Below are 11,631 nucleotides of genomic sequence, written 5' to 3' on the forward strand. Positions count from 1 at the left end.
CGCCCGGCCACGCGGTAACCGCCGTAGTGCCATGACCGACCTCCTCCACCGCGCACGCAGGTCCATAGTGGACGGAAGTCCAGCGCGCCACCACACTTGGGCGCGCACTCCCGTGTCCTAAGCGGTCAACGACGAACACCGTGCGAACGACACGCGATCCTGCCCGCGTGCCGGCGCAGCGTTGCCCGTTCGTCCACCAAGGTCGCGGGCGTCCCACCAAGGGCATGGGAGCGCTACCTTCCTCTCCGGCCACCACTCTGACGAACCCCGATCAACAGGGTGTCAACACCGCCTTCACGTTCTCTCCACGGCCGTGCGAAGATGGCATGGGGCCAGGTCAGAAGGGATTTCGGGTGACGGAGCACGCCGCCCTCGCGTTCACCGTGCTGGGGCCGGTCCGTGGCTGGCGGGGGACGAGGAGCTGTCTCTCGGCAGCCCGCAGCAGCGCGCCGCCCTGGCCGTCCTGCTGCTGCGCGGCCAGCGTCCGGTCGACATCGACGAGCTGATTGTCGCGCTGTGGGGCGAGGATCCGCCCAAGGCCGCCGCCGGCGCGGTCCGCACCTACATCTCCCGGCTGCGGTCCCTGCTGGAACCGGAGCACCGAGACGCCGGCGGCCCCAGTTTGCTGGTCTCCCTGGGCGCGTCCTACGTGCTGCGGCTGCCACCGGGCAGTGTGGACATCGAGCTGGCCGAGCAGGAATCCGCGGCCGCGCAGGCCGCCCGTCGCGACGGGCAGCACGCGCGTGCGCACGAGCTGCTGGCCCGCGCGGCCGGGCGCTGGCGCGGCGCCCCGTTGGCCGGCCTCACCGGGCCCTTCGTCGACGCGCAGCGGGAACACCTGGCCCAGCGCCGGTTGAGCGTGCTGGAACGCCGCGTGGAGCTGGACCTGGAGCTCGGCGAGTGGGCCGCGGCGGTGGCCGACCTCACCCCGCTCACCGCCGAGCACCCGCTGCGGGAAAGCCTGCGCGCCCTGCACATGCGGGCGCTGTACCAAGCCGGCCGGCAGGCCGAGGCGCTGGCCGTGTTCGACGACACCAGGAAGGTGCTGGCCGAGGAGCTGGGCATCGACCCGGACCCGCGGCTGGCCGAGCTGCACGGGCGGATCCTGCGCTCCGATCCCGAATTACTGCCCCGCACCGCCGTCGCGGACGTCGTGCCGGTGCCGGCCCAGCTCCCGGCGGACACCGCCGACTTCACCGGAAGGAGTGAGCCGCTCGACACGATCGTGGCGCGGCTCACCACTCCTTCGGGTCAGGCCGTAGCGGTGTGCGCGGTGTCCGGCATCGGCGGCGCCGGCAAGACCGCGCTGGCCGTGCACGCGGCCCACGCCGTGCGCGACCGCTTCCCGGATGGACAGCTCTATGTGGACCTCGCCGGCGCGTCGGACCATCCAGCCGCCGCGCACGACGTGCTCGCCTACTTTCTCCGCTCGCTCGGCGTCGCGGAGTCGACCGTGCCGGCCGACGCGGCCGCCCGCGCCGCCCTCTACCGGACCGTGCTGGCCCAGCGGAAGGTGTTGGTGCTGCTGGACAACGCCCGCGACGCCGCCCAGGTGACGCCGCTGCTGCCGGGCTACCCGGGCAGCGCGGCGATAGTCACCAGCCGGGCCCGGCTGACCGCGGTGCCGGCCACCGCCGTCGACCTCGACACGTTCGCGCCGGACGAGGCCGTGGGGCTGCTGGCCGGCGTGATCGGGGCCGGCCGGGTGGCCGCCGAACCGGACGCGGCCCGCAGACTGGTGTCGCTGTGCGGACATCTCCCGCTCGCGGTCCGGGTGACCGCCTGCCGGCTGCTGGCCCGGCCGGCGACCCGAATCGAGGACAGTGTCCGGCGGCTGTCCGACGAGCGGCGGCGGCTGTCCCAGCTGCGCACCGGGGACCTGGACGTCGAGGCCAGTTTCCAGCTCAGCTACGACCAGCTCCCGGCCGACCGGGCCCGGGCGCTGCGGCGGTTGGCGTTGCCGGACACCGAGACCGTGCCGCTGTGGGCCGCGGCGACGCTGCTGGCCCGCGACGAGTACGACGCCGAGGACGAGCTGGACCGGCTGGTCGACACCGGGCTGGCGCAGTCGCCGCGGGTCGGCCACTACCGCCTGCACGACCTGTTGCGGGTGTTCGCCCGTGACCGCGCCGCCGAGCAGGATCCGCCCGGCGACACCGCCGCCGCGCTCGAACGGCTGCTGGACTTCCTGCTGGCGACCGTCCGTTCGGCCTACCGCGTGGTCCGGCCCGGTCACCGAATGGCCGACCTGCTCGCCGGGCATTCGGCCGCGGGCCTGGACTTCGCCACCGCCGACGAGGCCCACGCCTGGTTCGACCGGGACCGGGAGTTCGTGCTCGCCGTGCTGCGGCAGGCCGCCGAGCAGCGGCCGGAACCGGTCGCCCTGGTGCTGCTCGGGCTGGATCCGTTGCTGGAGCGGGCCTACGCGTGGCAGGAGATCGTCACGCTCGGCGTGCTGGTGGCCGCCGCGGCCTCGGCCGCCGACCGGCCGGTGGCCGAGGCCGCCGCCCGGTACATGCTCGGCGGCGGCCTCTGGCAGCTGGCCAACGTCGCCGGCGGCCGGGAGCAGATCAACCAGGCCGTCCGGCTGGCCGCCGAGCACGACAGCCCGCTCCTGCTGGCCGAGGCGAAAACCGTGCAGGCGCTGCTGGTCGACACCGCGGGCGCCACCGAAGCGGCCGAGGCGCTGCACCGCGAGGCGCTGGATCTGCACCGGGCCAACGCAAACCGCTCGGGCGAGGCCAACGCCCTGAGCAATCTCGCGCACGTGTGCGTCAAGCTGGACCGGCTGATCGAGGCCGTCAACGCGAGCGCCCAGGGCCTGGCCCTGTACCGGGAACTCGGCGACCGCATGGGCGAGAGCCAGGTCCTGTTGCAGCGGAGCGGGACGCTGCTGGCGCTGGGCCGGACCGACGAGGCCATGGCCTGCTGCACCGACGCGCTGACGCTGAGCCGGTGGCTGGGCACCCCGCACCTGGAGGCCGGCGCCCTCGGCAAGCTCGCCGAGCTGCGGCTGCGGGCCGGCGACGTGAAGTCGGCGGCGGCCGCCGCCGAACAGGCCACCCTGCTGGCCGAGGAGATCGGCTTCGTGGCCGCCCAGGCCCGGACCCTGGCCACGCTGGGCCGGGCGCTGGCCGGGCTGGGCCAGCGCGACCGGGCGGTGGCCTGCCTGCGGGAGTCGATGGAGCTGGCCCGCCGGCACGGGCTGCCCGTCGCCGACGAGGCGGCGCGGCTGCTCACGGAGATGGGCCGACCGGCCGCCGGGTGAGGGCCTATGGTGGCCGCGTGGACAGCGCGCAGAGCCGGTGGCTCGGACCGGACGTGATCGAGGCCGAGCTCAAGATCCGGGCCGCGCTGCTGGCCGGCGACTTCACCGGCTGGGCCCGGGGCGACGGGCACTTCCTGCGCGAGGACCTCGCCCGCCGCCCCCAGCGCCTGTTCCTGGTCCGGCTCGGCGACACCTGGCACGTCGGCTACATGACCATCTCCGACCTGGTGGTCGAGCACGGCATGGCCGGCGTGGTCGACAACCGGGTGCGCTGGCACAACCTGCTCGGCGTGCTGACCTCGCTGCGCACCTCCGAGTCGGACGTGCGGCTCGGCTTCCGGCCGCTGGACGAGGCCGCCCGCCGGGCCGCCTTCCAGGCCATCACCCCGATGACCGAACTCGTGTATCCCTTCGTCCAGCACCGCACGCCCGGGCATGAGCTGACCGGCGAGGGCTGGGAGGTCGACGCCGCGGAGGCCGCCCTGCTCGATCTCGGCGAGGAGCACATCCGCCGGTACACGCGCGAGCTGTTCGGCCCGCGTCTGGCCGAGGCGGCGTCCGATATCGTGGCCTACGACCCGGCCTGCTCCACCGGCCGCTTCCTGTCCGACTTCGCGAGCCTGAACCCGGCCCGGATCCGCACCGTGGGCCAGGACCTCAGCCCGCAGATGGCCGACCTCGCCCGAGCGCGTCTGGAGCGGGTGCACGTCGGCGACGCCGAGCAGCCGGCCGTCGCCCCGTTCAGCGTGGACATCCTGTTCAGCCGCTTCCTCAACGCCGAGGTCGTCTCCACCGCGCAGGCCCGCCGGATCCTGCCCCGGCTGGCCCTGACCCTCAAGCCCGGCGGCACCCTGGTGCTGCTGGGCCACACTCCCCTGCTGCTCGACGCCGCCGACCTCGCCGACACGGGCCTGCGGGTCGTGCAGACCACCGCCCGCCAGGACGACCACGTGTTCCAGTACTACGTCTGCCACACCCAGCGCCTCCGCTCCGCCTGACCCCGGGCGAGTCGCGCTCAGGCCAGACCGAATGTCAATCTGAGGCAGATCACTTCAGCAGGCTCGGCAGATCGACCACCACCCGGGAGAGGCTGAAGCCGTCGGGCGGCACGCTTTTCGGGGAGCTGATCCACGCGCCCCGGTCGCGGACCCGGAGGTTCTGGTCCCCCACCAACAACAGCGACACGTAGCAGCCGTAGTCGATGGCGAACCCGTCGTAGAGCCGGCCCGGATGCTGCGGGTCGACGATGCCGCGACGCAGCAGGTGCAGCAGCCGCGCGTCGTAGAGCTCGTCGATCGTCTCGTGGCCGGCGTAGGCCAGCTGCTCCAACACGAAGGTGCGGGACCGCCGGTTGCCGACGATCTCGTCGACCAGCAGTTGCAGCATCCGCCGGGCCGGTTCGTTGACGGTGAGGGCGTTCTGCTTGTCCCGCAGGTACCAGTCCTTGGCCGCGTTGCGCACGTCGGCCATGGCGATGGGCTCGTTGTTGGCGTGCTGGGCGGCCAGGGCGGCGATGTTGATGGCGTCCCGGGGCACGCCCTCGGCCGCCCGCACCAGCTCGGCGAAGGCCCCGCGGCGGAAGGCCTCGGCCAGGAAGGAGTCGGCGTCTTGCGGCGGTTCCCGCATCATGGCCGCCAGCCGGGGCCCGGCGTGGTTGAAGAACAGCTGCCCGAAGAACTCCTGGGCCCGGTTCTGGGTGTGGTCGAAGATCATCACGTCGTCCAGGCTGACCGCCGAGGCCGCGTCCGAGCCGATCTCGATGCCGAGGTAGTCGTGGCCGGCCGGCAGGAAGAAGCGGGACCGGCGCTCGATGGCCGCGATCTTGACGGTGATCCCCGGCGCCGGCAGCACGCTGCGGCGCAGCAGGTCGGCCAGCAGCGGCTGAAGATCGAGCGGCACGCTGCTCCACTCGTCCAGCAACAGCCACAACCGGCTGGGGCGCAAGGCTTTCGTCACGGCGCGCAGCGCCCGGCCGAGCGGCCCGAACAGCACCCGATGCTGTTCCACGCCGGTCCGCCGCAGCCGGCTCTCCGCCCGTACGGTCCGCTGCTGGCCGGCGGAGAACCGCCCGCGGGGCGCGGTCGACACCGACAGCTCGACGCCGACACCGCTGCGTTCCTTCTCCCTCAACCGGGTCTCCGCCTCGACCTCGCCGACGACCTCCACCGCCGTCGAGGCGTCGACCAGGGCGTCCATGGCCCGGAGCAAGGCATCCGGGTCGGCGAGCTCCCGTTCCATGGCGGCGGTCAGCAGCTCCTCGTGGATCGCCTCCAGCGTGTCGACGAGCAGGTGCGTGCCGCGGGTGGACGGCGAGAGGGAGCTGTCGGCGTAGAGGCCGCCGGCCGAGCCGATGGTGCGCAGGTCCACGTAGACGGCGATGTCGCCGGTCCGTTCGACCAGGTCGCTGAGGAAGAGCAGCGCGTGGGTCTTGCCAGTCCCCCGGCGCCCGTACAGGATCTGGTGATCCTCGGAGTTGAGCATCGCCGAGAACGATCCCGCGGCCACGTAAGTCGTTGCCAGCGTTGACCGATCGGTGCTTTCGGCGCGGCGGGGGATGCGCATCAGCGCCTGGTTGACGTGCCGCTGCCGTCTGTCCGTCATGACGGCCAAGCGTGCCCCCGGTTCGGGGCCGGCACATCGGCTGGGCGAGTGGCTTGACGGGGCCGGTCGGGCGATGGGAGGCTTTTCAACGAGCGATGAATTGCGGAGGTGGCCATGGGCTGCGTGATCATCGGCGGCGGTCCCGCCGGCATGGTGCTGGGGTTGTTGCTGGCCAGGGGCGGCGTGGAAGTGACCGTGCTGGAGAAGCACGGCGACTTCCTGCGCGACTTCCGCGGCGACACCGTGCATCCGACCACCCTGCAACTACTGGACGAACTCGGCCTCGGCGAACGCTTCGCCCGTCTGCCGCAGAGCCGGCTCGACCGGATCGTCTTCCCGCTCGGCGACGGTGCCGAGGTCTGCGTCGGCGACCTGCGCCGGCTGCGCGTGCGGCACCCGTACATCGCGATGGTGCCGCAATGGGACCTGCTCACCATGCTGGCCGAGGCGGCGGCCGAGGAACCCACCTTCACCCTGCGGATGCGCACCGAGGCCACCGACGTGATCCGCGAGAACGGCGTCGTGCGCGGCGTGCGCTATCGCACCGCCGACGGCGAGACCGGGGAGATCCGCGTCGATCTCACCGTCGCGTGCGACGGCCGCTGGTCGATCGCCCGCCGCCAGCGCGAACTGCGACCCAAGGAGCTGCCGGTGCCCATCGACGCCTGGTGGTTCCGTTTGTCCCGCAAGGAATCCGACCGGCCGACGGCCCTGATGCCGCACGCCGGGGCCGGCCGCTTCATGGTTGTCATCCCGCGCGAGGGACACCTCCAGCTCGGCCTCATCGGCCGCAAGGGCGCCGATCCGCGGATCCGGGCCGAGGGCGTGGGCCGCTTCCGCAGCAACCTGGCCGAGCTGATCCCCTGGCTGGCCGACCGTGTCGACGAGATCGAGTCGATGGACGACGTGAAGTTCCTCGACGTCCGGCTGAACCGCTTGCGCCGCTGGCATGTCGACGGCCTGCTGTGCATCGGCGACGCCGCGCACGCCATGTCCCCCATCGGCGGCGTCGGCATCAACCTGGCCGTGCAGGACGCGGTCGCCGCCGCCACGCTGCTCGAACAACCGCTGCGGCGCGGCCGGGTCGACGTCCGGGACCTGGCCAGGGTGCGGGCCCGGCGGCTGCTGCCGACGATCGCCGTGCAGACGATGCAGGGCATCCTGCACCGGGCGCTGGCGATGCCGATCGTCAACGGCACACGCAACGGGCCGCCGAAGGTGTTCCTCGGCCTGCTGCGGCGGGTCCCGGCCGTGTCGGCGGTGCCGGCCTACCTGATCGGCGTTGGCCTGCGCCCCGAGCACGCGCCGGCCTTCGCGCGGCGCTGATCCGCCCGTTCGGGCAGCGCGTTTGCCGCTACGGTTGCGGCTTATGGCGGAATCCGACGAGCAGTACGACGCGCTCGGCCAGACCTACGAGCGCGCCAAGCACATTCCCACCGGGCTGGCCGAGCAGGCCACGTTCCTGTCGGCGCTGCCGGACCTGACCGGCCGGTCGGTGCTGGACGTCGCCTGCGGCACCGGCTTCTATCCCCGCGTCTTCGTCGATCTGGGCGCGGCCAAGGTGGTCGGCGTCGACTCCTCGGCCGAGATGGTGGCGTACGCGAACTACGCGGAGGGCAAGCAGCCGCGCGGCATCGAGTACCGCCGGCTCGACGCGGCCGACCTGCCCGTGCTGGGCAGCTTCGACATCGTGACGGCGGTGTGGCTGCTGGGCTACGCCGAGGACCCGGCGGCGCTGGACCGGATGGCGGCCAACCTGGCGGCCAATGTCGCCCCCGGCGGCACGCTGGTGGTGCTGGTGCCCAATCCCGACGCCGACTTCGACATCCTGGCCGGCCCCTACGGCCGCTACGGCTACGACGTGGTCCGGACCGGCGAGCCGACGTTCCGGCAGCCGGTGTCGGTGCGGGTGCTGGACGAGCCGGCGTTCGCCTTCGACTCCTTCTTCTGGCCGGCCGGCGCGTTCGAGGCCGCGCTGGACCGGGCCGGGCTGGTCGAGATCACCCGCGCGCCGACGGTCGTGCCGGTGGACGACCGCGGCGAGGAATTCTGGGCCGACCTGCGCCGCAGCCCCAGCTTCGCCGTCTTCACCGCCAAGTCGAAATAACCGCCGCACGCGGCCGGGCCGTCCCGGCCGCGTGAATTCGGCGGCTACATCCGAGCGTAAGTCATGCAGTTGGTGGCGCTCCCGCCCTCGCCCGGGGCCACGCGCACCCCGCCCGGCGCGGTGCACTCCAGGTCGCGGTTGTGCATGCAGTCGGCCCGCGAGCAGGCACCCACTTTGGCGATCGCCATCGGCAGGCCTCCCTTGCGGGCCAAGGGAATGAACGTGGCGCAGTCGGCGTGGCCGTTCTCGCCGCTGACCGTGATCGCGAAGGCGTGACACCCGTCGTGGTTGTAGGAACACCCCGTGACGGTGCACTCGCTGACGGCGGGCATATCCGTGGTGGTCATGAGCACTCCTCATGGTGTCTGTTCGGCGGGGCCGACGTTGCCAGTGAATACCCATGATCGCAACACGGAAACAATTAGGTGAGCCTTAGCTAAACGCGGGAATTCACTTTCCGAGGTTGCCGATGACCAGGTCAAGCGCGAAATCGAATCGGTCGTGCCCGGAGCCGGCGGCCAGCTCGGCCGCATGGGCCCGGGTGTGCGGGAAGCGGTCCTCCGGCAGGCCCCGCATCCGGCCGACCAGCTCGTCGTGGCTGAGGACCCACTCGTCGCCGTGGTTCTGCCGCCGCTGCTGGACGAGCGAACGTTCCAACGTGTAGGCGCCGACGTAGAGCATGAGCGCGTCGACGGCCCAGGCGGCGGCGCGCGGCTCGATGCCGCCGGCCAGCGCGAGCGCCAGCAGCCCCTCGCCGACCCGCAGGGTTTCCAGGTGGGTGGGGACCATGGCCATCGCCGCCCGGGCGACGCCGGGGTATTTGAGGTACTGGTCGCGGATCTGGCCGTACACCTCGCGGAGCTGCTCGCGCCATGTCGCCGGATCGGGCTCGGGCAGCACGATCTCGGCGTAGAGGCGGCCCATGATCAGGTCGTCGAGGTCGTCCTTGTTGACGATGTGCGCGTAGAGCGAGGACGGCCCGGTGTCGAGCAGGGTCGCGACCCGGCGGATGGTCAGCGCCTCGTAGCCCTCGGTGGCGATGACCTGGAGCGCGGCGTCGGTGATGCGGTCGGTGGTGATGGGCGTCTTCCGTGGCGCGGGCGCGCCGTCCGGGCCGGCCTGGGCATGGCGGGCGGCACGGCGCTGCTGGGGGTCGGCGGGCATGCCCCACCCTACCTTGACACGAACTAAGTTCGTCACCTAGAACTTAGTTCGTGAGTATCGAACTTAGTTCGTCAGAGGTTGGAGTCGCGCCGCTGCCGCTCGGCCGGGCCGTGGTGGTCCTGGTCGCGGTGGTCGCCGCCGAACTCATGGACCTCATCGACACCAGCGTCGCCAACCTCGCCGGCCCGTCCATTCGCGCCGACCTGGGCGGCGGCCCGACGACCCTGCAATGGGTCCTGTCCGCCTACACCGCCGCCTTCGCCCTCGGCCTGGTCACCTCCGGCCGGCTCGGCGACGTGCTCGGCCGCCGCCGGCTGTTCCTGCTGGGCATGGCCGGCTTCACCGCCGCCTCGCTGGCCTGCGGCCTGACCCCCGACGCCGGCTTCCTGATCGTCGCCCGCGTCCTCCAGGGCCTGTTCGGGTCGGTGATGATCCCCCAGGGCATGGCCCTGCTGAAGATCGTCTTCCCGCCTCGGCACTTCCGCAAGGCCATGGCCCCGATCGGCCCGATCATGGGCCTGGCCACGGTGGCCGGGCCGATCCTGGCCGGCTGGCTGCTGCACCTCGACCTGTTCGGCAGCCAGTGGCGCTCCATCTTCCTGATCAACGTCCCGTTCGGCGTGCTGGCCTTCGCCCTGGCCTGGCGGGTGCTGCCCGCCCACAGCGGCGAGGACCGCGCCGCCCGCATCGACCCGATCGGCGTCGCCCTGCTGACCGTGGCCTCCGCGCTGCTGATCGTGCCGCTCATCCAGGGCCGCGACCTCGGCTGGCCCGCGTGGACGTACGCGATGCTCGCCGCATCCGTCGTGTTCCTCGGCCTGTTCGTGCGGTCCGAACGCCGCAGCCGCCACCCGGTGATCGCACCGTCCCTGGTCAAGCGACGCAGCTTCGTGATCGGCCTGGCCATCGTCGGCGCCAGCTACGCCTCGCTCAGCGCGTTCGTCCTGGTCGTCAACCTGCTGCTGCAATCCGGACTCGGCTGGTCGCCGCTGGACACCGGCCTCGCCCTGATCCCCTGGGCCGTCGGCACCGCCGCCGCCACCCTCGCCTCCGGCGCAGTGCTCGCCGCCAAGCTCGGACGGGCCAACCTGCACCTCGGCCTGGCCATCGCCGCCGCCGGACTGCTCGGTCTACTGTGGACCACCGCCCATTTCGGCGCGGCCCTGACCGTGTGGACACTGGCCCCAGCCCTGTTCGTCATCGGCGTCGGCTCCGGACTGCTGTTCATCCCCCTGTTCGACTTCATCCTCGGCGACGCCACCACCGAGGAGGTCGGCTCCGGCACCGGCGTGCTCAACGCCGCCCAGCAGTTCGCCAGCGCCATCGGCGTCGCCGCCCTCGGCACCGTCTTCTTCGCCAACGCCGGCCCCTCCTACTTCTCCGCCGCCGAACTCGTCTTCGCCCTCTGCGCCGGCGGCTACCTCCTCGCGCTGCTGCTGGTCGGCTTCCTGCCCAGGCACGCCAACCGCTAGTCGACCCGTTTTCACTTCAGCCGCAACGAAACGAGTGATCGTCATGACCGTCAAGACCGCTCTGATCACCGGTGTCAGCCGCTCCGTCGGCATCGGCTTCGCCGTGGCCCGGCAACTGGCCGAGCAGGGCTATCACGTGATCGTCACCGCCCGGGACCACGCCCGGGCCGAGACGCTCGCCGCCCAGCTACGCCGGGACAACCTGGCCGCCACCGCGATGCGCCTGGACCTCACCGAGCCCGCCACGATGGCCGCCGTCGCCGAACAGATCGGCTGGTCCTTCGGCCGCCTCGACGTCCTCGTCAACAACGCCTGCGCACCCGTCGACTTCCAGGCCCTGTCCGCCCTCGACGCCGACATCGACGCCGTGCGCACGGCCATCGACATCGACGTGCTCGGGCCATGGCAACTGGTCCAGACCCTGCTACCCCTGCTGCGGGCGGCGGGAGCGGCCCGCATCGTCAACGTCTCCAGCCGCTCCGCCTCACAGATCTCCGCCGGCCTCGACCTCGGCGCCAGCCTGCGGGCCCCGGCCCACTCCTTCGCCAAACACAGCCTCAACGTCCTCACCGAGATCCTCGCCCGGGCCTTCGAAGGCACACCCGTCCTCGTCAACTCCGTCGACCCCGGCTCCACCGCCACCCACCCCGAACGCGCCGACAACACCGACCGCCCGGCGGCCGACAGTGCCCGTGGGGTGGTGTGGGCGGCGACGCTGCCGGTTGGTGGGGTGAATGGGGGGTTCTTTCTCGATGGGGAGGCGGTGCTTTGAGAGTGGACGGTTGTGGTTGTGGTTGTGGGTGTGGTTGTGGGTGTGGTTGTGGGTGTGCTTTGGGTGCCCGCGCCGCGCGGTTGCCGGGTGGGTGGGGATTGCGATGAGGGGCTGGGGGCGTTGTTCGGTTTGGGGGGCGGGGTGGGGTGGGGTGGTTAGTGACTCCGGGTGGATTTTGCGCGGAGACCTCTGGGCGATGGCGTATCAAGGCGCTATCGGGCAGGCTCCGCCTGCCTCGATACGCAAG

Annotated in this window: 9 protein-coding genes; 6 read left to right on the plus strand and 3 right to left on the minus strand. The window is 72.1% G+C overall.

The genetic code is table 11. From position 1 onward, the window contains the following. Positions 1-313 precede the first annotated feature (313 nt). Positions 314-3,268 carry a BTAD domain-containing putative transcriptional regulator gene (locus ACIG5F_RS39795; RefSeq protein ID WP_396525261.1) on the plus strand — a complete coding sequence of 985 codons (2,955 nt, stop codon included), beginning with the start codon at positions 314-316 and terminating at the stop codon, positions 3,266-3,268. Between the two features lie 17 nt (positions 3,269-3,285). Further along, positions 3,286-4,266 carry a class I SAM-dependent methyltransferase gene (locus tag ACIG5F_RS39800; RefSeq protein WP_396525262.1) on the plus strand — a complete coding sequence of 327 codons (981 nt, stop codon included), beginning with the start codon at positions 3,286-3,288 and terminating at the stop codon, positions 4,264-4,266. A gap of 49 nt (positions 4,267-4,315) precedes the next feature. Here the strand turns inward: ACIG5F_RS39800 and ACIG5F_RS39805 are convergent, their stop codons facing one another. Continuing rightward, a complete protein-coding gene (locus tag ACIG5F_RS39805; RefSeq protein ID WP_396525263.1) occupies positions 4,316-5,869 on the minus strand; it encodes a hypothetical protein in 1,554 nt (517 codons plus the stop codon). Between the two features lie 114 nt (positions 5,870-5,983). Between ACIG5F_RS39805 and ACIG5F_RS39810 the strand changes: the two genes are divergently transcribed. Together ACIG5F_RS39810 and ACIG5F_RS39815 are read left to right on the plus strand one after the other, a co-directional pair. After that, the gene (locus tag ACIG5F_RS39810) at positions 5,984-7,195 is read left to right on the plus strand and encodes an FAD-dependent oxidoreductase (protein ID WP_396525264.1); all 1,212 of its coding nucleotides are present in this window, start codon (positions 5,984-5,986) and stop codon (positions 7,193-7,195) included. A 43-nt stretch (positions 7,196-7,238) separates the two neighbouring features. After that, a complete protein-coding gene (locus ACIG5F_RS39815; RefSeq protein WP_396525265.1) occupies positions 7,239-7,976 on the plus strand; it encodes a class I SAM-dependent methyltransferase in 738 nt (245 codons plus the stop codon). Positions 7,977-8,020: 44 nt separating this feature from the next. Here the strand turns inward: ACIG5F_RS39815 and ACIG5F_RS39820 are convergent, their stop codons facing one another. Then, entirely contained in the window at positions 8,021-8,323 is a 303-nt protein-coding gene (locus tag ACIG5F_RS39820; protein ID WP_396525266.1) for a DUF1540 domain-containing protein, read from the minus strand. Positions 8,324-8,426: 103 nt separating this feature from the next. Then, positions 8,427-9,140: a TetR/AcrR family transcriptional regulator gene (locus tag ACIG5F_RS39825; RefSeq protein WP_396525267.1), complete on the minus strand. Its 714-nt coding sequence runs from the start codon at positions 9,138-9,140 to the stop codon at positions 8,427-8,429. Positions 9,141-9,190: 50 nt separating this feature from the next. Here ACIG5F_RS39825 and ACIG5F_RS39830 point away from each other — a divergent pair, with 50 nt between their 5' ends. Both ACIG5F_RS39830 and ACIG5F_RS39835 read left to right on the plus strand, forming a co-directional pair. Further along, entirely contained in the window at positions 9,191-10,612 is a 1,422-nt protein-coding gene (locus tag ACIG5F_RS39830; RefSeq protein ID WP_396525268.1) for an MFS transporter, read from the plus strand. Between the two features lie 43 nt (positions 10,613-10,655). Next, the gene (locus tag ACIG5F_RS39835) at positions 10,656-11,384 is read left to right on the plus strand and encodes an SDR family NAD(P)-dependent oxidoreductase (protein WP_396525269.1); all 729 of its coding nucleotides are present in this window, start codon (positions 10,656-10,658) and stop codon (positions 11,382-11,384) included. Positions 11,385-11,631: the final 247 nt, after the last annotated feature.

Origin of the sequence: Kutzneria sp. NPDC052558 (assembly GCF_044547355.1) — a bacterium.
Taxonomy (GTDB): Bacteria; Actinomycetota; Actinomycetes; order Mycobacteriales; family Pseudonocardiaceae; genus Kutzneria.